Below are 22,574 nucleotides of genomic sequence, written 5' to 3'. Positions count from 1 at the left end.
TCCGTCTACGGGCCCGGAGCGCCATGTCGCTGACATCGCACGCTGAGCGGCTCCAGTTGTGGGAAACGTGCAAAGCCGCCGGGCCGGGTGGTGCCGCCGGGCTCAGTACTTGATCATGCCGCGGATGTTCTTGCCGTCCCGCATGTCCTGGTAGCCCTTGTTGACCTCGTCGAGGGTGTAGGTGGTGGTGACCAGCTCGTCCAGCTTGAGCTTGCCCTCGTCGTACAGCCGCAGGAGGCGCGGGACGTCGCGGCGCGGGTTGGCGTTGCCGAAGATGCAGCCGACCAGTTCCTTGCGCTGCATCGCCAGGTCGAACAGGTTGAGCTTGACGTCCTCCTGGACGATCGGCGCGACCGCGGTGACGACGCCGCGCCCGCCCTTGGTGACCATGCCCATCATCGGGCCGATGAGGTCGCCGGTCGCGACGCCGGTGGTGAGGATGACCTTGTCGGCGTTGGCGCCCCAGGTGAGCTCGCCGACCTGGGCGGTGGCCTCCTCGATGGACGCGGCGGTGTGGGTGGCGCCGAAGACGCCGGCCTTCTCCCGCTTCCAGTCGACCGGGTCGACGGCGACGACGTGCCGGGCGCCGGCCATGGCCGCGCCCTGCACCGCGTTCATGCCGATGCCGCCGATGCCGATCACCACGACGGTCTCGCCGGGCCGCACGTCGGCGGCGTTGACGGCCGAGCCCCATCCGGTGGTGACGCCGCAGCCGACCAGCGCGGCCTTGTCGAGCGGGATCCAGTCGTCGATCTTGATGGCGGTGGACTCGCTGACCACGGTGTTCGGGGAGAACGTCCCCGTGCAGCACATGATGCCGAGGTCCTTGCCGCTCTTGGAGTGGTGCCGGGCGGTCATGTCGCCGATCTGCCGTCCGGCCAGCAGGACCGCGCCCAGGTCGCAGAGGTGCTGGCGGCCGCGGGCGCACGAGGGGCAGCGGCCGCAGGCGGGGATGAACGACAGGACGACGTGGTCGCCCTCCTGCAGCGTGGTGACGCCGGGGCCCACCGCGACCACCTCGCCGGCGCCCTCGTGCCCGCCGATGACCGGGAACTGCTCCAGCTCCAGCAGCGCCGCGATCTCGGGATCGAGCACCATGTCGCCGGTGACCATGTGCTCGTCCGAGTGGCAGAGGCCGGACGCGGCGAGCTTGACCTTCACCTCGCCCGCCTTGGGTTCGTCGAGCTCGATGTCCTCGATGCTCCAGTCGGTGTGCGGTTCCCACAGGATCGCCGCTCGTGTCTGCACTGGTGCCTCCTGATGGACGTACTGGAGCCGGATTCGTGCTTCTTAGATACTAGAACTTGATTCGGGAATCCAGGGTTCACCGGAATCGGTCATGTGCGGGCGCCCGCCGTTCGCTCAGGAGCGCGCATCTGTCAGGGTGCCGCCAGGCGCCGGTGCCAGACCTCGTCCAGGGCGAGGCACAGGGCGCCGGTGAGGACGGTGTCCTCGGCGAGGCCGGAGAACTCCACCGCGGGCGGGCTGAGGGTGAGGTCGGCCAGGTGCCGGGTGACGGCCGTGAGCAGGACGGACCCGGCGCGGGCGACCCCGCCGCCGATCACGACGGCGTCCGGGGCGAGGACCAGCACGGCCGGGGCGATGGCCTGGGCGAAGGTCGCCGCGACCTCGTCCACGATCCGCTGCGCCGTGGCGTCGCCGGAGGCGGCTGCGGCGAAGACGGCGGCGGCGTCGGGCGCGCCGGCGTGCAGGGCGGATCCGGGGTGCCGGCGGGCGGCGCGGCGGGCCTGCTCGGCGATGGCCTCGGCGCCGATGGTGCGCTCCAGGGGGCCGCGGCCGTCGCCGGTGTCCGGGACGTGGCCGGGCGGGCGGATGAAGCCGATCTCACCGGCGGATCCGGTGCCCCGGTGAAGGCGTCCGTCGATCACGACGCCCGCGCCCAGGCGCTCGCCCCATTGGACGGCCAGCAACGTGCCGCGCTCTCCTGCGACGGCCAGGGCGGCGAGGTTGGCGTCGTTCTCCACCTGGACCGGGCACCGGAAGCGGCCGCGGAGATGGTCGGACAGGTTCACCGAGGTCCAGCCCGGCACGCTCGGCGCCAGCAGGATCCGGCCGGAGCCGGGGTCGACGATCCCGGGGGTCGCGATGACCACCCCCGCGACGTCGCCGGCGCCGAGGCCGGCCTCCCTGAGGGCGCGCTCGGTCACCTCGTCGACGACGCCGAGCAGGCGCCCGGCTTCGCCTTCTTCGACGGGCCGGCGCACGGCGGCCAGGCGGTGGCCGACGAGGTCGGAGATCCCCGCGCTGACCGTGTGCGGGCCGACGTCGAGCCCGAGCACGGGTGCGGCGCGGCCGCGGAGCGAGACCCGCACCGCCGGCCTGCCGCCCTGGCGGGAGGCGGCGGCCGGGTCGTGCTGCTGGAGCCAGCCGGCCTCGACCAGGTCGTCCACGGCCTGCCCCACGGTGGGGCGGGTGAGGCCGGTCAGCTCGACCAGCTCGGCCAGCCGCACCGGATCGGGTGCGCGCTCGCGCACCGCGCGCAGCACCGCCGCGGTGTTGAGGCGGCGCAGCACCGGCGTGCCGACCGCGCGCTCCTCTCCCATGCCCCCTCCGGAAGATCGCCGCCGCACCCTTGACCGAGGGGTGCGGCGCGTTCATTATGAGCTCGATCCTAGTTTAGTAAGGACCTTAATAAACCTGCGGTGGAGGTGTCCGCCATGGTGTCGGGCCGACTACGGGAAACAGGTGGCCGCTCTCGGCCGGTCATCGTCGCGATGGCCGCGTTGCTCGTCATGTCGCTGGCGGCGGCGGCGCCGACGGCGGCGGCCGAAGGACGGCGCGCGGCACAGGTGGCCGCGGCACGGGACGCCGGGCCCGCCGCCCGGGCGCTGGAGCGGATCCTCGGCAGGGACCGGGCCCGCCAGGTCACACTGCGGACGATCGGCAAGGGCGCCGGCGCCGACCGCTTCCAGATCTTCACGGAGAACGGGCGGCTGGTCATCGCGGGCACGTCCCCGTCCGTCCAGCTCACCGGGTTCGGCCGGTACCTGCGAGAGGTCGTGCACGCCGACGTCGCCATCGGCGGCACGCAGCTGGACCTTCCCGGACGGCTGCCGCTGCCGGCCGCGCCGATCGAGGCGGACGCCTCGGTCGCCCACCGGTTCGCGCTCAACGACACCAACGAGGGCTACGCGGGCGCGTACCTGAGCTGGCAGGAGTGGGAGCGCCGCATCGACGCGCTCGCCCTGCTCGGCATCAACGAGGTCCTGGTGTACGAGGGCCAGGACGCGGTCTACCAGCGCGCCTTCCAGCAGTTCGGCTACGGCGCCGCGGACATGCGCGCGTGGATCCCGCAGCCGGGCCACCAGGCATGGTGGCTGCTGCAGAACATGTGCTGCACGGACTCACCGATCTCCCAGCAGCTGATCGACCGGCGCGCGGCGCTCGCCCGCCGCATGGTCGACCGGCTGCGTGAGCTGGGCATGACGCCGGTACTCCCGGGCTACTACGGCACCGTCCCGACCGACTTCGAGACCCGCAACCCGGGGGCCAAGACCGTCCCGCAGGGCACCTGGAACGGCTTGGAGCGTCCGGACTGGCTCGATCCCACCGGGCCGGAGTTCGGCAGGGTCGCGGGCGCGTTCTACAAGGCGCAGACCGACCTGTACGGCGCGAGCACGATGTACAAGATGGACCTGCTGCACGAGGGCGGCCGGGCCGGGGACGTCCCGGTGCCCGAGGCGTCCAAGGCCGTGCAGGACGCGCTCGAAGCCGCCCACCCGGGCGCGACCTGGGTCATCCTCGGCTGGCAGAACAATCCCCGCAAGGAGACGCTGCAGGCGGTCGACCGTTCCCGGATGTTCATCGTGGACGGCATCACCGAGCAGCCGAACATCACCGATCGCGACAAGGACTTCCTCGGCACGCCGTACGCATTCGGCACGATCTGGAACTTCGGCGGCCACCAGAACTTCGGCGCCGGCCTCACCGTCTGGAACGAGAAGTTCCACGCCTGGCAGGCCAGGCCGGGCACCGCCATGAACGGCATCGCGCTGATGCCCGAGGCCATCGACAACAACCCGGCCGCGGTGGCGTTCTTCGCCGACATGCCGTGGCGGGACGGCCCGGTCGACATGAACGCCTGGTTCGACGCGTACGCCACCGCCCGGTACGGCGCCGCCGATCCGCATGCGCTCGCCGCCTGGCGGCTCATCGGCAGGACGGTCTACTCCTGGCCGGCGGGCAAGGACACCCGGCACGTGACCGGCCTGTTCGACGACCAGCCGAACCTCGCGAACACCGGCACGCCGTTGCAGTACGACCCCGGCGAGTTCGAGAAGGCCCTGCGCGAGCTGCTCCAGGTCGATCCGCGGCTGCGGCGCTCCGGCGCGTACCGCTACGACCTCGTCGACGTCGCCCGCCAAGTGCTGGCCAACCGCGGCAGGCTGCTCCTGCCGAAGATCCGCGACGCCTACCGGGACGGCGACCGCACGGCCTTCGCGACGCTCACCGGCCGCTGGTCGTCCGAGCTCCGCCTCCTGGACGAGGTCCTAGGCACCGATCCGAACTTCCTCCTCGGCACCTGGCAGCGCGAGGCGGCCCGGCAGGCGGCCGACCCGCGGGAGGCCGCGACGCTCGACTACAACCTGAAGTCGCTCGTCACGCTGTGGGAGAGCGACAGTCCCGGGCTCCAGGACTACGCGCGCCGCGAGTTCAACGGCCTGGTCGGCGGCTACTACGCCAAGCGCTGGAAGATGTTCTTCGACGAGCTGGACCGCGCGCTGAAGACGGGCTCCGAGCCGCGTCAGATCGACTGGCGCGCCGTCGCCGAGGGCTGGGCGCGCGCGGGCACCCGCTACGCCGCCGAGCCACGCGGCGACGCGTACCGGCTGGCCGGACGGGTGGCGGAGGAGCCGGCCGGCGCGCTGACCGTCGCGACCGACCGGAAGGGCGTCGGGCCGGGCGGCACCGTCCGCGTCACCGCGACCTTCACCAACGAGTCGACGCTGAGCGCGGCGCGCGGGGTGCGCTTCCGGCTGACGGCGCCCGCCGACTACAAGATCGTGACGGAGTCGGCCGGCTCGGGGGACGACGTCGATCCCGCGGGCACCGAAACGGCGACCTGGACGGTGACCGCACCGTCCGATGCCAAGCCCGGCACGCTGCCGAGCCTCGACGCCACGGTCTCGTGGCGTACCGCCAAGGGCGGTTCCGAGCAGGCGAGCGCGCACTCCCTCCTGATGATCGGCGGCCGCACGATCGAGGCGCCTTACAAGACGGCCGCGTCCACCGGAGCGGCGTTCGCGCAGACCGGCGACACGGTCGGTATCGCCGCCGGCGGCAAGGACATGTGGGGCGGCACCAACGAGTTCGCGACCGTCTACAAGGACGACGGGCTCACCTCGGGCCACGCGGTTTCCACGAAAGTGACCCGGCTGGACGGATCGTCCGACTGGACCCGCGCCGGTCTGGTCGCGAGCGACGACCTGGCCAAGACCGGGTCCGCCGGGTACGCCGACATCGCCGTCACACCGGCGCATGGGTGCGTCTTCTCCTACGACAGCGACGGTGACGGCGGCCTCGACCACTTCACTGAGGTCGGCGGTTTCACCGCAGGCGACGTCTACGTGCGGCTGCGCCGGGACGGCGACCGGATGACCGGCTCATGCAGCTCCGACAACAAGAACTGGGCCGTGGTCGGCTCGGGCACGGTCCCGGGCGGGGCGGGCGCGCGGGACGTCGGCATGTTCGCCAGCGCGGTCAACAGCCAGACCTCGACGGAGGCGATCGCCCTCTTCGGTGGCGGGATCGCCGCGTCGCCCGACACGTCCCGCGACGGGTCCGGCGACGAGCTGCAGAGCCTCCGCAAGCCGGTGACGGCGTTCTCGTCCGAGCCCGGGCGGCCTCCGGAGGCCGCCAACGACGGCAGCCGCGCCAACTCGCCCTACTGGGGCGGCCAGATGACCTACGGCGAGAACTGGTGGCAGGTCGATCTCGGTGCCGTCAACGAAGTGTCCCGCGTCAACGTCCGCAACTACGTCGACGGCACCCGCTACTACACCTACCGGCTGGAGGGCAGTCTCGACGGCGTCCACTGGTTCACCATCGGCGGACGCAACGGGCCCCGTCCCGCCGCCGACGCGGGCGACACCATGAACACCGAGGCGAGGGCCCGCTACGTGCGGGTGGTCGGTTTCGGGAACACCGCCAACCTCACCTTCCACCTGACGGAGGTGAGCGTCCACGGCACCCGTGCCGCCTAGATCACACCTGGGCAGGCGCGGGCTTGCGGCCGACGCCTCCGACGCTCCAGATCGGCCTGGACGCTTCTATCGCCTGATGGTCGGGACGCCATTGGGTCAGGTAGGCGACACCGGGCTCGACCAGGTCCCAGCCGGCGAAGAGCCGTTCGACCTCGGCTCTGGTTCGCACATTGGAGCGGGGCTCGCCGCGGATGACGTGAGTCTGCTGCTGGTAGAGGTGAGCGATCCGGGCGGTGACCTCGGGGCACAGGTCGCTGACCGGATGCGAGATCGCCATGTAGCTGCCCGGCGCCATCAGGTCGCCCAGCCGGGCGACGCTCAGCGCCACCTCGTCGTCCTCGGGAATGGTGTACAGCACGTGGAAGAACAGCAGCGCCGTCGGCTGGTCGAGGTCGATCAGCTTGCGGAGGTTCGGGTGGCCGGCTATCAGCTCGCTGTCCCGCATGTCGGCCTGGACGACCGTCGTGAGCGGGTCGTCGTTCAGTATCGCCTGCGCGTGGACGCCGACCACGGGGTCGTTGTCGACGTAGACGACGCGGCAGTCCGGTGCGACCGCCTGCGCGATCTGGTGCACGCTGCCCTGGGTCGGCAGGCCGGTTCCGATGTCCAGGAACTGGCGGACGCCCGCGCCGGCGAGGAACCGCACGACCCGGTGCAGGAACTTGCGGCCCTCGCGAGCCAGGACCGGCAGCTCCGGCGCAAGCTCGATCGCCTGCTGCGCGGCCTGGCGGTCCGCGGCGAAGTTGTCCTTGCCGCCGAGGAGGTAGTCGTGCATCCGGCTCTCGTTGGGGACCGTCGGGTCGAAGGCCGGCGGCTCGTGCCCGGCGGGGAAGGTCATGAGTCCTCCGTTCGCCTGACATCCGATCAGCGCATGCTGGGTCCTACGGTCGGCGGGTGCACGGTCACCAGGTGTGACCGCTCGAATTATGGCACGCTACTCGCCGGTATGTGGCTGGGTGCACGATTCACGTCATAGGTCGCGAGGGGTCATCGCCCGCGCCGCTCGCGCAGGGCCTCCAGGGCCCGCGCGATGGGCGGCTGCCGGTCGCTGCCCCGGCGGACGATCGCGATGATGCGCCGCGACGGCACCGCCTCGCCGCGCAGGGGCACGCGGACCACCTCGTCCTCGGGCGGCAGCGGGGCCAGCCGGGGCACCAGGCCGATGCCGAAACCTCGGGCCACGAGTGCTGAGACCGCGAACCACTCGTTGGCCTCGTGGGCGATGCGGGGCGTGTATCCGGCGGCGGCGCAGGCGGCGAGCATGACCTGGTGCTGGTCGGGACGGGCCGGCGAGCCGATCCAAAGTTCGGCCGCCGCGTCGGCGAGCCGGGCCGTCCGGCGCCCGGCGAGCCGGTGCCCGGCCGGGACGAGCAGGTCCTGCGGCTCATCGAGGACGGGCCACTGCGCGAACCGGGCGTCGTCCGGGGCGGGGGTCTGCCCGCTGGGGATGACGACGGCGATGTCGCAGTGCCGCGCGAGGAGCAGATGGGCGGCGTCCTCGCTCTCCCGCTCGCTCATGTGGACGACGAGGTCCGGATGATCCTCGCGAAGCCGCGCGGCTGCCGGGGCGACGGTCGCGCGCGTGGCCGAGGCCCTGCCGTCATCGGTCCTGGACGGTTCGCACGAGAAGGTCGATCATCCCCTCGGCGTCGGCCTGCCACTTCTCCGGCGACAGGTGCCCGCTCAGCTCCAGATCAACGATGCCGTGCGTCGCCGCCATCAGCAGGCCCGCCACCGGAGGCGCGTCCCGTTGCCCGACGATGCGACTGACGATGGACAGGAACCCGTCCTGCGCCTGGCCCGCCGCCTGGGTCACCGCGGTCGCGTCGCCCGTCAGAGGAGCGAACATGAGCCGGTACAGGTGGGGACGCGCCCGCGCGAGCTGCACCAGCGCCCTCAGCGCATCGCGCAGGGCCTCATCTGGGCTCTGCGTCGTGTCGGCCTCGACCCCCTCCAGGTGGGTGGCGACCGCACTCCACGCCGCCGCGGCCACCGCCATCAGCAGGTCCTGCTTGTCGGCGAAATGGCGGTAGGCCGCCGATCGCGACACCCCGGCGCCGCTCCCGACGTCACGAAGCGTCACCGCGTCCACTCCGCCGCGGTCGAGGAGCACTGACGCGGCGTCCAGGAGCGCCTGCCGTGTCGTCGCCGCCGTCTCCGCTCGCGAGGCCATCCCCCACCTTTCAGTTGACAACGTCCACTGAAAATCGCCACGATGTTGACAACGTCAACTGAAACTTCCGCACCGAGCACGGCGACGGGCACCGCGCGTGCCCTGTTCCCTTTCCGGGCGGCCGATGTGAGGGTACGGGACGAGACATGCACACGCTGATAATGACCGGGGCGACGCGCGGGATCGGCCGCGTCGCGGCCGCGAACGTCCTGCGCGATGATCCGGACACCCACCTGGTCCTGCTCGCACGCAAGGAGTCAGGCCAGGACACCCTGGAAGAGCTGCGGGCCATCAGCGGCAACGTCACGCTGGTGGACACGGACCTGGCGAGCATCGACGGCATCCGCTCGTCCGCCGAGGCCGTGGACCGGATGATCGAGGAGGGCGAACTTCCCGCCCTTCGCGCATTCGCCGGCAACGCCGGCGTCCAGTTCGTCGACGCCCTGCACACCACGCCGGACGGGTACGAGACGACCTTCGCCGTGAACGTGCTGGCCAACCATCTGCTGCTGCACGCCTTCGAGCACCGGTTCCGCGCCCCCGCGCGCATCCTGATCACCGTGAGCGACACGCATTTCGGCGACTTCAGGCACACCTTCGGGATCGTCCCGGCGCCGCGCTGGTCCGCCCCGCAGACCCTCGCGCGGCCGAGCGCCTTCCCCAGGCCGGCGACCGTCGCGGCCGGCCGCACCGCCTACTCGACCAGCAAACTCGCCGCGATCTACCTTGTGCACGAGTGGGCGAGGCGGCTGCCCGAGGGCGTCGACATCGTCTCCTACAACCCCGGCCTCGTGCCCGGCACCGGACTGGCCCGCGCCGCCGGCCCCGTCGATCGCTTCCTCAACCGGTGGGTCCTCCCGGGGCTCTCCGTCACGCCCATGGCCGAGTCGGCTTCCGCCGCCGGACGCAAGCTCGCCGATGCCGTGCTCGGCCGCACGACCGCACCCTCCGGCTCCTACATCGACCGCACGCGGGCAGTGCCCTCGTCCGACGAGTCCTACGACACCGCCCGCGAACGCGCCCTCTGGGACTTCGTCGAACAGGTCCGCAGCGGCGGCTGAGCATGGAGCAGGTCCCCGGGGTTGCCGGTCGTGGCGGGTGGCTGGACCATGGCGCACATGATCGTTGGCGCGGGGAGACGCGGCGGGATCGCGGTGGGGTGGGCGGCCGTGCTCGTCTGCCTGGTCATCGGGTCGGCGGCGGTGCAGATCGCGGGGCGCTCGGGTGCGGACGTCCGCCCGGTCCGTGCGCCGGTGGTGGTCATCGGCGTCGCCGGGCTGGCGTGGGGGGACATCCGCGCGGACCAGACCCCGCACCTGTGGCGGCTGCTCACCGGCGGCGCGGCGACCGGCGCGGCGACCGTGCGCACGACGGGTGGTTCGGCGTGCGCGTCCGACGGCTGGCTGTCGCTGTCGGCGGGGCAGGCCGGCGTGGGCCCGCGCACGGACGACGGCGAATGCGTCCCGCTCCCGGCGGTGCGGGACACCGGCGGCGGGGCGCGTGTGGGCCGGTGGGACCGGCTCGTCGACTCTCAGCGCCGGTCGGAGTTCTCACCGCGCCCCGGAGCGCTCGGCAGGGCGCTCTCGGAGCACGAGGGATGCGAGACCGCCATCGGCCCCGGTGCCGCGATCGCACTCGCACGTCCGGACGGAACCGTCGGACGCTACAGCGCCACCGTGGACGACTCCGCCCTCCGCTGCCCGGTCACGGTGATCGACGGCGGCCAGGTCGTGGAGTCGGGATCCGGGCGGCTGAACTCGCTGGCGAGGATCGACGCGTTCGCGGGCGGGGTGCTCCAACGTCTTGACGACGAGGCCACCGTGCTGGTGCAGGGCGTGACCGAGCCGCCGGGCGGGACGCCGCACCTCGCGGTGAGCATGGTCCGCGGCCCGGTGACCGCGTCCCGGCACGATCCGGCGCTGCTGACGGTCACCTCGACCCGCTGGGGCGGGGTCGTCCGGCTGCTGGACGTCCCCAGCACCCTCCTGGACGCGGTCGGCGCCCCCGAGCCGGCGGAGTTCAGCGGCGCCCCGATCTCCCTCGGGCGGGCACGTCCCACCGACGCGACGAGGACCGTCCACGAACTGGGGGCCGTGACCACGACCGACCAGGTGCTGCGGCGCTGGGCGGGACTGCTCCTCCTCACGGTGGCGGCGGCGCAGCTCGTGCTGTTCGCCGTGGCCGCGTTCGTGTGGCATCGCTCGTCCGGGAGATGGAGGCGGGGCTTCGCCGGTGCGACGCTCGCCTTCTCGGTGCTGCCGGTGTCGGTGTATCTGGTGTCGCTGACGCGGTGGTGGCACAGCCCGTTCCCGGACGTGTCCCTCTGGGGCGCCCTGGCCGTCACCGTCGCGGTGGCGGTCGTGCCGGTGGCGCTGCTGCCCGCGCGTCCGCTCTGGCAGGCGCCCCTGGCGGTCAGCCTGCTCACCTTCAGCGTGCTCGTCGTGGACGCGGCGACGGGCACTCTGCTGCACCGTGCCAGCCCGTTCGGTCCGTCCGCGCTGTACGGCGGCCGGTACTACGGATTCGGCAACTCCACCTTCGCCGTCTTCTCCGTGGCCGCCCTGGTGCTGGCCGGGGCCGCCGCGGCCGAACTGACCGCCCGCGGGCGGCGCCGGGCGGCGACCACGGCGGTCGCGGTCATCGGCGCCGTCGCCGTGGCCGTCGACACCTGGCCCGGCTGGGGCGCCGACGTGGGAGGCGGCCTGGCCCTGATCCCGGGGGTCGCGGTGCTGGCGCTCAGGATCGCCGGGGTGCGGCTGACACCGGTGCGGCTGGCGGCCGTCGGATCGGCGGCGGTCGCCGTGGTCGCGGCCGTGGGGGTGGCCGACTGGCTGCGGCCTCCGGCGTCGCGCACGCATGCCGGACGCTTCGTCCAGGAAGTGCTCGACGGCCAGGCATGGCAGCTCGTCGAACGCAAAGCCGGTTATGCGCTGGGCTCGTTGGCGGGCGGTCCGGTGGCCTGGGGGACCGCTCTCGTCCTCGCGCTCCTGGTGCTGACGCTCGCGTGGCCCGGACGGTTCTCACCGGCCTGGTTCGACGCCGCTCTGCGCGAGTGGCCGACGCTGCGTCCCACGCTCGTGGCGATCCTGACCACATGCGTGATCGGCGCCGTGGTCAACGACTACGGCATCCGGCTCGTCACCTTCGCCCTCATCACGCTGCTGCCAATCGTCGTCCTGTGCTGCGCTCGCGCGACCGGCGAGGCGTCGGCGGACACGGCCTCCCCGCGCTCTTCCCCGGTCGGGACACGCGGGACCGAATCGTGATCGAGAGTCCGTATGGAGCGGTCCGAAAGGGCGATCGCACGCCATAGGGTGGCATATGAAGATCGGCGTGGCGGCTGGTGAGGAGACACGGTGGCAGGCGATCGGCTTCGGCCCGGCGGATTCGACCCGAACGTGCCGAACATCGCTCGGATGTACGACTACTACCTCGGCGGCAAGGACCATTATGAGGCCGACCGTGCCCGCGCCGAGGAGGCGAAGGCGGCCGACCCCACTTTGATCACCCTGATCAGGGAGAACCGGGCCTTCATGGGCCGCGCCGCCCGGTACATGGCCGAGCAGGGCATCGACCAGTTCCTCGACATCGGCACGGGGCTGCCCACACAGCAGAACGTCCACCAGATCGCGCAGTCGGTGAACCCCGGCGCCCGCGTCGCCTACGTCGACTACGACGGCCAGGTCGTCGCGCACGGCCGCGCGATCCTCGCCGACTCGCCGGGCACGCGGATGGTCCAGGCCGACATCCGCCGCCCCCGCGAGATCCTTGAGCACCCGGAGATCACGGGGCTGCTGGACTTCGGCAAGCCGGTGGCGCTGCTGACGATCGCGACCCTGCACTTCATCCAGGACGAGGACGACCCGCCCGGCATCATGTCCGAGCTGCGCGACGCGCTCGCCCCGGGCAGCCACATGGCGATCACCCACGCCTCGGCCGACGGCGTCCCCGACATCGTCGCGAAGGTCGTCGAGGTCTACAGAAGGACGAACGCGCCCGGCACGCCCCGCACCCGGGAACAGGTGACGGGCCTGTTCGGCGACTTCGAACTGCTCGACCCCGGCGTGGTCTGGGCGCCGCTGTGGCGTCCCGAGCGTCCGGTCACGCTGGAAGAGGCCCTGCCCATCTGGTTCTACGCGGGCGTCGGCCGCAAGCTCTGAGGTGTGCGCACCCCGCTCCCATGACCAGCTACCGGGACGAAAGAGGGCGACATGCGGGCAGTGACGGTCGGAGCCGCGCTTGAGGACGCGGCGGCACGGAAAAAGGCGTTCCTGCACGACGGCGACGGCACCATCACGTTCGCCGAGTTCGACGAGCTGACCGACCGGGTCGCGGCCGGCCTTCTGGCCCGCGGGGTCTCCCGCGGCGACCGGATCGGCCTGCTCGGCCTCAACACCCCGCAATGGCTGGCGGCGTTCTTCGGCGCGGCGCGGATCGGCGCCGTCGTCGTCCCGCTCAACGTCCGCTACCGGGAGCGGGAGCTGTCCTACATGCTCGGCCAGAGCGGGGCGCGGATGGTCATCAGCCTCGACGCCGTTGCGGACTTCGACTTCGCCGCGTTCTACGAATCGTCACAGATCCCCGGCGTCTACTTCGGCGCGGGCTTCGACGAACTGACCGCGACGCCGTCCGACCCGGCGGCGCTGGCGGCGGCCCGCGGCGCGGTGGAGCCGTCCGACCCGCTGATGATCCTCTACACCTCCGGGACGACGGGCCGCCCCAAAGGCGCGGTCATCACCCACGGCAGCATCCTGGCCTCCGCGTCCGCGCAGGCGGACCACTTCGGGATGTCCGAGGACGACGTCCTCCTGGGCCATCTCCCGTTCAACCATGTCGGCGGCATCACCTGCACGATCATGTCCGCGCTGCTCAGCGGCGGCTCGGTCGCGCTGCTCCCCGCGTTCTCCCCGGACGCCGCCCTGCGCGCCGTCGAACGCCACCGTGTGACGTTCCTCGGCGCCGTCCCGACGATGTACGTGCTGATGCTCGGCCGCCCCGACTTCGCCGACCACGACGTCTCGTCCGTCCGCCTCTGCATGGCGGGCGGCTCCAACGTCGAACCGGCCCTCGCCGACGCGATCAGGCAGGGTTTCCCTGGCGTCCCGCTCTACGGCCTGTACGGACTCTCGGAATCCTCGGGCGCCTGCGTCCTGTCCCCGCTGGACGACGACCCCGAGACGGTCTCGCGCACCCTGGGCGCGATCATCGGCGACTTCGAGGCCCGGGTCGCCGGCCCCGACGGCGCCGCCCTGCCTTCGGGCGAGACCGGCGAGCTCCAGATCCGCGGCGCCTGCGTCACCGCCGGCTATTGGGACATGCCCTCCGAAACCGCTGAGGTCTTCCTCCCCGACGGCTGGCTGGCCACGGGCGACATGGTCGCCATGGAACCCGACGGCCACCTAGTCCTGCGTGGCCGCAAGAAGGAGATGTACATCCAGGGCGGCTTCAACGTCTACCCGGTCGAGATCGAGAACGTCCTGACCAGCCACCCCAAGGTCGCGATGGCCGCCGGTATCGGCATCCCGGACGAGATCCTCGGCGAGGTGGGCCGCTTCTACGTCGTCCCCCGCCCCGACGCTGAGCCACCCACGACCGAAGAACTGACCACCTATTGCAGGGACCGCCTGGCCGACTACAAGGTCCCGCGCCAGTTCGTCATCACCCCGGACGTCCCCTTGACCCCCGTAGGCAAGATCCACAAGGCCCTGCTGAAGGAACGCGACTCCTAAAGGCGGACCTGTCAGACCAGCGGGATGGCGGGGCGGACGAGGAGGTCGCGGGCCTCGTTGTCGGTCTGTTCGGAGTGGGCGTCGTCGCGGAAGGCCGTGGCGAGGGTGAGCCAGCCGCAGAAGAAGCCCGCACCGCCGCCGATCATGCCGCCGCCGTCACCGCCGCAGCAGACCGCCGGGTCGGCGGTGCGCTCGTAGCGATAGGGATCTTGGGCGATGTTCAAGCCGAACGCGTTCGGCTCCAGCTGCGGGCCGGTTGAAGGCACGACCTCCCCGTCCCGGCGCATGCGCGCGGTCGGGTAACGGTCCGTGGGGCAGTCGTCGCCCCAGCGGAACAGCGTGGTGGCGCCCCCGCCGCAGGCGTGTTCCCACTCGTCCGGGGTGAGCAGCCGCATGCCTTCATCGGCCATGCGCGCGATGTCGTCGGCGAGCGAGAACATGAGCCAGGCGTCGGTGACCGATCTGTCTGCGTTGAGCAGTATGCGCGCCTGGCGGGCCGGCCGGGCACCGGGCGGCCAGGTGAGCCGGAGCTCCCGGCGGTCACCCGCATGGGCGGCGACCTCGGCGATGAGGGGGTGGTCCGGGGCGACCCGGGTGAGCCCGGCGTCCCGCGCGTCCACCGCCACCAGCAGCGGCGGGATCTGCGCGGTGCGCGGCGGCGAGGTCACCATGTCGACGTACTCGCCGATCTCGGCGGGCAGCCCGTAGTCCTCGCCGGGCGCGCCGTACTCCTCGTACGACTCGGTGTACGAGGCGAGCTGCCCTGGAGAGGCCGCGAACCGGCCACCGTCATAGCCGACCTGGACGTCCCCGCCGGGCACCAGGCCGTACAGAGTGTCGGCGCGCCGGAACAATGCGGACCGCCCGCCTCCGCGCCCGCCGAGTTCCACCACCTCCGCGCCAGCCCGCTCAGCGATCCGGCCCGCGAGCCGCGCGGCGTCGCGGTCGCTCAGGTTTCGCCACTGTTCAAGATCGAGATCACCCAGGGCCATCGGAAAAGGCTAGTGGGGTCGGTCCGCAAGAATGATCCGAGCAAGGGCGTCCGGGTCGGGTGCGTTGACCAGCCTCCATCGCGTCCCGCCGGGGATGAGCGCCCACCACTCTTTGGTGTGGGTACCCCACCAGCAGATGACACCGAAGCGCGCGTGCAGTTCGGCGATCGTTCGCGCGCGGGACGGGTCTGAATCGGGCGGGGGAGTGGGGAGTGCGGTGGCGCTCGTCTCCCGCTGGTGCGTGCGGGCGGCAAGCGCGGCCGTCACGAAGGGGGTGAGGATTCGGGTGATCCGCTGCGCCGCGCGGATCGGCTTCGTGTGCGGGGCCAGGTCTTCGCCGGTGCTTGACCGGTACCACCAGATATTGGACGACGTTCCGGGGATGAGCGTGACGCTCTCCCCGAAGTCCGGCACGGCCGGATCGAAGACGCGAAGGAGCGGGTGCGGGCCCTCATAGCGTGGGACGGCCTTCCAGCCTTCCCGGATGACTTCTTGGGCAAGTCGGTCGAGATGGGCCGTAATCGGAGAAGTTGGGGCGCCCATTACCAGCGCACCCACTTGCTGGGTGCGGATATCCCTCGGGTGGACGCGCGATTGAGTTCGTTAGTGAGCGCCTTACGGAGTTCTTCTGAGGTGTTGCGTACAACGGTCGGATCTACACCGGCCTTTGGGTCGTGCAGAGTGGCGACCCAATCGCCGAGCTTTCCGTCGTAGCGTGTTGCACGCCAGATTCGGTGACCCTGGAAGTCCTCGCGGAGTCGGGCCAACGCCTGGTCAGCGGGGTTGACGGGCATGTCCATGATCAGTTCGAACTTTCGGTGTGATTTCTCTCCGTTACCGCCCCCAATCATGGTGTGATCGAGTTATCGTCTGGAAGAGCAAGAAGCCCACAGATGGAAATCCACCGGCGCTTTTAGAAAGTAGCCCCCCGCTTTCGAATCCTCGGAGGTTCCCGTGCCCCGTCGCCCTCGCGACCCAGGCGTCCCGTCCTCGCCGACCGAGTACTTCGGTGTGGAATTGCGCACTTATCGGGAAGTGTCCGGTTTGTCTCGGCCTCAACTTGCGGAGAGGCTCGGCTATACGCCTCAGTGGATCGGGCAGATCGAGTCAGGCAAGAGCGCCCCTTCCGAAGACTTCGCCCATGACTGCGACTCCTTCTTCGAGACGAACGGCGCGTTCCAGCGCATGTGGGCGTGGAATCAACAACTCGAACGCATCCAGGTCGTGCCTCCGGGGTTCCGCCCGTTCATCGAGGTTGAGCCGGACACGACGTACATGAGGCTCTTCGAGCCGTTGCTCATCCCGGGCCTGCTTCAGACAGAGGAATATGCCCGCAGGGTCCTTGTGGTCGGTCACCGGCAGGAGAAGGTCGAGGAACTGCTTGCGGTCAGGATGGCCCGGAAGGCTGTCCTTGAGAAGGAACACCCTCCGTGGCTCCTGGTCCTTCTCGGTGAAACCGCGGTGAGGAGTCGTGCGGCCGGTGCCGAGGTGATGCGGGGACAGCTTCAGTACCTGCTCGATCTGGCGGAACTGCAGCATGTCACACTGCAGATCTTTCCGGCTGATGCGCCAGTCTTCCAGGCCAGCGGCATCGTCCTCATGAGCTTGGAAGACCGTTCCGATGTTGGCTTCGTGGATGCAGCCGGAGGGCATGGCAGGCTGATCGAAGGAACCCATGATCTTGAGGAGCTTGTCGTACTCTTTGATCAAGTGAGAGCGACGGCGTACTCGGCAGAGGAATCCGTGCGCATCATCAGATCGGTGATGGAGGAGTTGTGATCATGTGGGATGCCAATGTCATCCGCTGGCGCAAGAGCAGTCACAGCGACTCTTCGGGAGGCGCCTGCGTTGAACTTGGTTCCTTCATGCTGACCGCGGCTGCGCAGTGGCAGAAGAGCAGCCGGAGCGATGACACCGGTGGGGCATGCGTCGAGGTGGCGGACTTGGCGGCGGCGGTGGCGGTGCGGGATTCCAAGGACCCGGACGGGCCGAAGCTCGTGTTCGGCCCGTCCGCCTGGCAGGCGTTCGCCGACCGGGTCAAGGGCGGAAGCCTCGACCTGACCTGAGCTGATCCCCGGCACGCGCTCGTCCGCGCCACCGTTGCCGTCGACCTGAGGCCATGGGGGCCGAGGAAACCCCGTCTAGGTCAGGTTTCCGAACGGAGTACTTGGATGACCGTGCCCGAAGAGCCGTCATATGTCCGTGGCGTATTGCGGGAAGCGTTGTCCACACTGGACATGATGCCGGGCTTCGGCGCCGAGCTCATTGACGAAGAGATCATCGTGTCACAGCCCCAGGACGGGCGGCACGAGACCATCGTTGTGGCCCTCGACGACTGGGTTCGAGAGGTCCATGGGCTACGGCTGCACCGGAACCTGACGCTGATCAGCCCGGAGGGAGAGTACGTCCCTGATGGGATCGCCGGCCCCCAAAGGCGCCCTCGCGGGAGGCGAGTGGCACAGCAAGCCCGACGGGGTGGCGATGGTCCTGGAGGTGACGTCCGGCCGTCCGCGTGACCGAAAAGGCGCCGAACGCGACCGCGGGCCCAAGCGCCGCGGCTACGCCGCCGCCGGCATCCCGCTTTACCTGCTGGTCGACCGGCTGGAGGGCAAGGCCACGATCTTCTCCGAGCCAAGAGGCGACGACTTCACTCACAGCGCCTCGGTCGCCCTGGGCGAAGATCTGGCCATCCCCGAACCGCTGGCGGGCGCCCTCCCCACCTGCGACTTCTGACGCTCCGCCCATCCTCGACCGGCGGCCGGACACGGCGCACGTCCCGGCGCCGGCCGGACAGGCCCGAGGAGCCACCTCTCATCCACGTCTGCCCATGTGAGGCGCTCTCCGGCCGCCGTTCACCGCATGTCCCGCTACCGTCTGCAGCCGACACCCGTGCAAGAGCAGGCGTTGCTGGAGCATTGCGGGCACGCCCGGTTCGTCTGGAATCTCGCGGTCGAGCAGCACGGTTGCTGGCGGCCGGGGCGCCGGTCTGCGCCGGGGTTCGCCGAGCAGTGCCGCCAGCTCACCCGGGCGCGGGCGGAGTTCGCTGGTTGCGGGCGGGTTCGGGCTCGTCCCCGACACCGCCAGATCGTTCCGTGTCGCCCGGGACCGGGCGGGGCGCTGGCATGTGGCGTTCGCCGCGATCCCCGACCCCATCCCCGCGCCCGGCACGGGTGAGCTGGTGGGGGTAGACCGAGGTGTGGCCGTCAGTGTCGCCTTGTCGACCGGCGACCTGCTCACTGCACCCGGCTTGCGAGAGACGGAGCGGGCTCGGCTGGCGCGGCTGCTGCGCAGACTCGCCCGCGCCCGGCGCGGGTCGAAGCGGCGCGCAAGGATCAAGGCCGCGATCGCCCGGCTGAAAGCCCGGGAGACCGACCGCCGCAACGACTGGATCGAGAAGACCTCCACCAGCCTGGCCCGCCGGTTCGATGTGATCGGTGTCGAGGATCTCAACATCGCGGGGATGACCCGGTCGGCGCGCGGCACGGTGGAGGCGCCGGGCCGCCGCGTGGCTCAGAAGGCCGGGTTGAACCGGGGCATCCTGGCCGCCGGGTGGGGCGGTCTGGTGCGGCGGCTGGAGGACAAGGCGCCCGGACGCGTCATCAAGATCGATCCGCGTAACACCTCGCGGACCAGTAGCACCTGCGGGCATGTCGCCGGGGAGAGCCGCAAGAGCCGAGCGGTCTTCTCGTGCGTCGCCTGCGGGTTCCGGGTCAACGCCGACGTGAACGCGGCAATGAACATACGCGATACGGCCGCAGGGCATGCGGTCGCTGCACGGAGAGGCTCGCCGTTGGGCGGGCCTGCGAACCGTGAACCTCAACACGACCTGCCCCTCACGGGGTAGTTGGTCGCTGTTGGAATCCCCCTCGTTCACGAGGGGGAGGATGTCAACTATGCCCGGACCGGTGGGCCGGTCAAGAACGAGCAAGCCTCCATGGATCGCTCACCGGTCGCCCAGATGGGCCCGATGATCGCCGCGATCGAGCACTTGGAAAGGCCGTGCTGGGCGCCGACTGGACCGAAGGGATCGTGCTGCCCTACGGCGCGTTCTACGGACGCGGTACCTCCATGGCGCCAGGCTCCGAGCAGTTGGAGATGATCCGCAAGCGCAAGTTCCCGGTCGTCGGCGACGGCGGCGGAGTGTGGTCGTTCGTCCACATCGCCGACGCCTCCGAGGCCACGGTCGCAACCGTGGAGAACGGCGGCCGCGGTGTCTGCAACATCGTCGGCGACGACCCCGCCCCGGTCGCCGAATGGCTGCCGGAACTGGCGGCGATGCTGGGCGCCAAGAAGCCGATGCGCGTACCGCGGTTCGTCGGACGGCTGGCCGCCGGACCGGCCGGCGTCGTGCTCATGACCGAACTGCGCGGCGCGTCCAACGCCAAAGCCACCGGAACCATCGGACGTCCTCTTGTGGAGGCCCTGCTCGCGGAGGGCGTCGAGGTCCGGGCCGTGTCCCGTGTCCTCGACGCCGTGCTCCGGGCCGGAGCGGAAGGCGTCGCGCCTGAGGCGATCCGCGCGGCACTGAAGGGTGTTCGCGGACTCTTCGTCCACCCTCGCGCCGCCAAGGACGGCCAGGGCCCGTTTGTGGGGTTCGCCGAAGCGATGATCCACGAGCGCGACGTCGCCGGGGTCATCGTCCGGGCGCTCATGGCGCGCTGCGAGCGCGAGACGCGGCGACCGCCCACGGTCACCCACGAGGTCGACAAGATTCTCGGCCGTCGCACCCGCACCTTCGCGACGTGGGTCGGCGACCACCGGGGAGCATGGTCATGACCAAGCACGCGCGCCTCACCGCCCTCCTGTTCACGGGCCTCTCGATGCGCCGACAATGGTCGGTATGGGCGCGATCCAGGAGCGGGAGAAGCTGAGGTCCGCTGTACTGACCGTGGAGCGGCACCTCGCCGAAGAAGGCTGGGGGAAGCTGCCGCGCCTGTTCGCCTTGGCGGATCGGGAGAGGCTGATCGCAGCGGAACCGCAACTGGCGGCGGAGGTCGAGGCCGCCCCGCCGGGCACGCTGGTGCCGGTGGCTCAGTCGTTGGACGATCTGGCCGAGCCGCCTGATGTGCTGGGCATCGACGAGGCTCTGGCCCGGATCAGGTGGCCCGGCGAGGTCGTGGGGTGCGTGCTGTCCAGGCGGATCCTCGTCCTGCCGAAGGCGGCCAGAGAAGGTGTGGAGCAGGACGTGACGGCCGCGGCCCGGCACCCGGAGGGCCGGATCGCGCGGTTGACCGTCGGAGTCCTGCGGGACGGCACCTACGCCTCGTGCCTGCGGCTGCGGGTGACGGACGAACTCCTAGAGGACACCGAAGCCGCCGACGGACTGGTGGCCGCGCTTCTCAGCACGTTCTGACGTCCACTCCCAGGGCGCTAGAAATCCAGATTCGGCCGATCCACCCGGACGTCGATTTCGTCGGTCCTCGTGTTGCCCTCACCGAGCGAGACCCCGGTTCCGCCGGTGACCTTCACGGACCGTCCCGGCATGGCGTCCAGATACCGCACCCCGCCGCCTCCGCCGCAGGCGTTGTGCAGACGGTCCTCGACAGAACGCCGGACGGCGTCGTTGTGCGGATGCCTGAAGAGAACGGCCACGTCGCGTGCGAGTCTCGGATCGTCGCGCAACCTGCCTTCGAGAGGGACGGCCGGGTGCTCGACGCGATAGCGGAACGTGTTGCGCTGGAAGCCGCTGTCACCGACGACCACGCCGGAGGACCCGTTCACATGGATGCCGCCCGCGCCGGTGCGCGCTGCCGAGACCCTGACGCTGCCAGGACCCGGACCGTCGAGATAGCGGATCGAGCCGGCCGACACCTGGTCTGCTCCCGACAGCAGGCGACGGAACCTGCGGTTCGCCTCGGCGTCATCGGGACGCTCACTGAGGACCGCGAGGGCCCGCAGCCGCCGTGGATCGGCGTTCAGGACGTCCTGGAGCGAGGCACGTGGAGGTCCGACGTCGTAGCGGTGGACGTTCACCTGCCGGTTGCGGTCCCCGATGATCACGCCGATGCCCTGGATGTCCACCCCCTCGACATCCTTGGTCAGCCGCACCCGCGTGACGCTCACCTCCGGGGCGAAGGAGGCACCGTCCGTTGCATCGGGCGTCCCCGCGCTCAGCTCTCCCGATTCTGTCTCAGATTCTGCGGAATCCTGCTCCCACTCGCGTTCCAGATCGCGTGCGCGCCTGTGCGCGGACGCCAACTCGTCACCGAGCCCGGTCGCCGTGTCGAGATGCTCGCGCAGTTCTTCGCGCAACCTCTCCAAGGCCGCGTCCGCATGGTGGGTTCGGTCTCGCCAACGGCCGCGGCCCCAGTCGGACCGCGCCGACTCCGAAGACCGACGGCGCGCGCGCATTGTGTTCTTGAGATCTCGTGAGGCCCGGTCAAGGCGTAGCTGGGCTTCTGTCACCGACCCGCCGAGCTTGTTGAGAACCTTGAGCCTGTCCTGCATTTCTTCGGCGTTGCGGGCGCTCTCCAGTTTTTCCACCGCGCGGTCGAACTGCTCGCGCAGGCCTTCCAGCTCCGCCGCCCACTCCGCGGTATCGATCTTGACCTGTGCTTTGAAATCTTCCAGCAGCCGAGCCTCGCGCGCGAAACCCTTCCCCGGCTCTTCGAGGCCTTCGTCCCAGGGGCTCTCCCTTTCCACGACCGCGACCGGGTCGGCCGCGGGACTCTGGTCATCGAGCCGGGGCCTCTCAGGCTCGGCCGCCTCCACCTCTTCCGGCGCTTTTGGTGTGTCCTCACTAAGCACGGTGACATCGGGCACTGCGGGAAAGGGAGGCGAATCGTCCGCCCTGAACGAGGCCCCGGCGACGTCGGTAGCGGTCACCTCATCAGACGGCACCACCGCCGGATCGGGGACGACATCTTCAAACGGCACGACCTCGAATTGGGACATCGCCGTACTTGTCGGGGGCGCGAAATCCTCCAGGTCGAGCAGGTCTGGCAGCCGTTGCTTCGGCGTCTCTTCCGGCTCTTGCCACTCCCAGAAGGACGTATCTGACATCGGCCTACTCCGGTGTGGGCGTCGCTTCGGGGGCCGACCGCACGCCGTGAGGGGGGTAGTTCACTTGGTACGTGTGGTCGCCGATATTGATGATTTTGGAGTCGGTGATGGTCACCGAGTACTTGGACGCACTTCCCGTTGTAGGTGACAAGGGTTGAGTAGGGCGTTCGACTGTGCGGAGTTCTTCGTCGCCGATGCCGTGCGGCCGGATGTGGTCCGCGGGTGCGTCCTCCGCCTCCGGAACAGGTGCGTCCAGGGCGGCTTGGGTCTGCTCGTCCGCGCCGAAGCGGCGCCGGAGGAGCCCGCGCAGCGTTGCGTAGGCGTCACGGGCCGCCGTGTTCATGACCTCGTTCATGCCCGCCGCGGCGCCGGCGACCACGGCCGCCGCGATGACGGTCACCGGATCCATGACCAACCCCCCCAAGATCGGAGGTAACAGGTATTTCAGGCTAAG

20 protein-coding genes and 1 pseudogene are annotated in these 22,574 nt (G+C 70.6%); 12 read left to right on the top strand and 9 right to left on the bottom strand.

Annotated elements, in window-relative coordinates:
• Positions 1-102: 102 nt before the first annotated feature.
• On the bottom strand, positions 103-1,248 hold the full coding sequence (locus tag ACQPZP_RS25060) for an NDMA-dependent alcohol dehydrogenase (protein WP_433472154.1): 1,146 nt from the start codon (positions 1,246-1,248) through the stop codon (positions 103-105).
• Positions 1,249-1,379: 131 nt separating this feature from the next.
• A complete protein-coding gene (locus ACQPZP_RS25055) occupies positions 1,380-2,564 on the bottom strand; it encodes an ROK family transcriptional regulator (RefSeq protein WP_433472153.1) in 1,185 nt (394 codons plus the stop codon).
• 171 nt (positions 2,565-2,735) lie between these two features.
• Between ACQPZP_RS25055 and ACQPZP_RS25050 the strand changes: the two genes are divergently transcribed.
• Positions 2,736-6,224 (top strand): alpha-N-acetylglucosaminidase TIM-barrel domain-containing protein, encoded by a 3,489-nt coding sequence (locus tag ACQPZP_RS25050; RefSeq protein WP_433472152.1) that lies wholly within the window; start codon positions 2,736-2,738, stop codon positions 6,222-6,224.
• A gap of 1 nt (position 6,225) precedes the next feature.
• Here the strand turns inward: ACQPZP_RS25050 and ACQPZP_RS25045 are convergent, their stop codons facing one another.
• From ACQPZP_RS25045 to ACQPZP_RS25035, 3 genes and pseudogenes are all read right to left on the bottom strand, one after another.
• Positions 6,226-7,062 (bottom strand): SAM-dependent methyltransferase, encoded by an 837-nt coding sequence (locus tag ACQPZP_RS25045; protein WP_433472151.1) that lies wholly within the window; start codon positions 7,060-7,062, stop codon positions 6,226-6,228.
• A 149-nt stretch (positions 7,063-7,211) separates the two neighbouring features.
• Positions 7,212-7,799, bottom strand: a pseudogene (locus tag ACQPZP_RS25040) (LysR substrate-binding domain-containing protein); the annotation flags it as partial.
• Positions 7,800-7,824: 25 nt separating this feature from the next.
• On the bottom strand, positions 7,825-8,397 hold the full coding sequence (locus ACQPZP_RS25035; RefSeq protein WP_433472150.1) for a TetR/AcrR family transcriptional regulator: 573 nt from the start codon (positions 8,395-8,397) through the stop codon (positions 7,825-7,827).
• 146 nt (positions 8,398-8,543) lie between these two features.
• On the opposite strand from ACQPZP_RS25035, the gene ACQPZP_RS25030 reads away from it, so the two are divergent.
• From ACQPZP_RS25030 to ACQPZP_RS25015, 4 genes are all read left to right on the top strand, one after another.
• Positions 8,544-9,458 carry an SDR family NAD(P)-dependent oxidoreductase gene (locus tag ACQPZP_RS25030; protein ID WP_433472149.1) on the top strand — a complete coding sequence of 305 codons (915 nt, stop codon included), beginning with the start codon at positions 8,544-8,546 and terminating at the stop codon, positions 9,456-9,458.
• A gap of 57 nt (positions 9,459-9,515) precedes the next feature.
• Entirely contained in the window at positions 9,516-11,663 is a 2,148-nt protein-coding gene (locus ACQPZP_RS25025) for a hypothetical protein (RefSeq protein WP_433472148.1), read from the top strand.
• 90 nt (positions 11,664-11,753) lie between these two features.
• Complete coding sequence (locus ACQPZP_RS25020; RefSeq protein WP_433472147.1) at positions 11,754-12,557, top strand: SAM-dependent methyltransferase; 804 nt, start codon at positions 11,754-11,756, stop codon at positions 12,555-12,557.
• A 51-nt stretch (positions 12,558-12,608) separates the two neighbouring features.
• A complete protein-coding gene (locus tag ACQPZP_RS25015) occupies positions 12,609-14,126 on the top strand; it encodes a class I adenylate-forming enzyme family protein (protein ID WP_433472146.1) in 1,518 nt (505 codons plus the stop codon).
• 11 nt (positions 14,127-14,137) lie between these two features.
• On the opposite strand, the gene ACQPZP_RS25010 is transcribed toward ACQPZP_RS25015, so the two are convergent.
• Both ACQPZP_RS25010 and ACQPZP_RS25005 read right to left on the bottom strand, forming a co-directional pair.
• On the bottom strand, positions 14,138-15,118 hold the full coding sequence (locus tag ACQPZP_RS25010) for a hypothetical protein (RefSeq protein ID WP_433472145.1): 981 nt from the start codon (positions 15,116-15,118) through the stop codon (positions 14,138-14,140).
• 9 nt (positions 15,119-15,127) lie between these two features.
• A complete protein-coding gene (locus ACQPZP_RS25005) occupies positions 15,128-15,532 on the bottom strand; it encodes a hypothetical protein (protein ID WP_433472144.1) in 405 nt (134 codons plus the stop codon).
• Between the two features lie 540 nt (positions 15,533-16,072).
• Here ACQPZP_RS25005 and ACQPZP_RS25000 point away from each other — a divergent pair.
• The 7 genes from ACQPZP_RS25000 to ACQPZP_RS24970 all read left to right on the top strand — a co-directional run bounded on the left by ACQPZP_RS25000 (position 16,073) and on the right by ACQPZP_RS24970 (position 20,471).
• A complete protein-coding gene (locus ACQPZP_RS25000; RefSeq protein WP_433472143.1) occupies positions 16,073-16,897 on the top strand; it encodes a helix-turn-helix domain-containing protein in 825 nt (274 codons plus the stop codon).
• A gap of 2 nt (positions 16,898-16,899) precedes the next feature.
• Entirely contained in the window at positions 16,900-17,184 is a 285-nt protein-coding gene (locus ACQPZP_RS24995) for a DUF397 domain-containing protein (protein ID WP_433479674.1), read from the top strand.
• Between the two features lie 346 nt (positions 17,185-17,530).
• Positions 17,531-17,851 carry a Uma2 family endonuclease gene (locus ACQPZP_RS24990; protein ID WP_433472142.1) on the top strand — a complete coding sequence of 107 codons (321 nt, stop codon included), beginning with the start codon at positions 17,531-17,533 and terminating at the stop codon, positions 17,849-17,851.
• Positions 17,852-17,977: 126 nt separating this feature from the next.
• Positions 17,978-18,292: a helix-turn-helix domain-containing protein gene (locus tag ACQPZP_RS24985; RefSeq protein WP_433472141.1), complete on the top strand. Its 315-nt coding sequence runs from the start codon at positions 17,978-17,980 to the stop codon at positions 18,290-18,292.
• Positions 18,243-18,962: an RNA-guided endonuclease InsQ/TnpB family protein gene (locus ACQPZP_RS24980; protein WP_433472140.1), complete on the top strand. Its 720-nt coding sequence runs from the start codon at positions 18,243-18,245 to the stop codon at positions 18,960-18,962. Before ACQPZP_RS24985 ends, ACQPZP_RS24980 begins: the two co-directional genes overlap by 50 nt.
• A gap of 155 nt (positions 18,963-19,117) precedes the next feature.
• Positions 19,118-19,894 carry a hypothetical protein gene (locus ACQPZP_RS24975; RefSeq protein WP_433472139.1) on the top strand — a complete coding sequence of 259 codons (777 nt, stop codon included), beginning with the start codon at positions 19,118-19,120 and terminating at the stop codon, positions 19,892-19,894.
• Between the two features lie 64 nt (positions 19,895-19,958).
• Complete coding sequence (locus tag ACQPZP_RS24970) at positions 19,959-20,471, top strand: PPA1309 family protein (RefSeq protein WP_433472138.1); 513 nt, start codon at positions 19,959-19,961, stop codon at positions 20,469-20,471.
• Between the two features lie 17 nt (positions 20,472-20,488).
• Here ACQPZP_RS24970 and ACQPZP_RS24965 read toward each other — a convergent pair whose 3' ends face one another.
• Both ACQPZP_RS24965 and ACQPZP_RS24960 read right to left on the bottom strand, forming a co-directional pair.
• A complete protein-coding gene (locus tag ACQPZP_RS24965) occupies positions 20,489-22,120 on the bottom strand; it encodes a hypothetical protein (RefSeq protein ID WP_433472137.1) in 1,632 nt (543 codons plus the stop codon).
• A 4-nt stretch (positions 22,121-22,124) separates the two neighbouring features.
• On the bottom strand, positions 22,125-22,529 hold the full coding sequence (locus ACQPZP_RS24960) for a hypothetical protein (protein ID WP_433472136.1): 405 nt from the start codon (positions 22,527-22,529) through the stop codon (positions 22,125-22,127).
• Positions 22,530-22,574: the final 45 nt, after the last annotated feature.

This window comes from Spirillospora sp. CA-142024 (assembly GCF_050942325.1).
Lineage (GTDB): Bacteria > Actinomycetota > Actinomycetes > Streptosporangiales > Streptosporangiaceae > Spirillospora.
The sequence above is the reverse complement of the archived record's forward strand: the minus strand, read 5'-3'. Positions and strand labels throughout refer to the sequence as shown.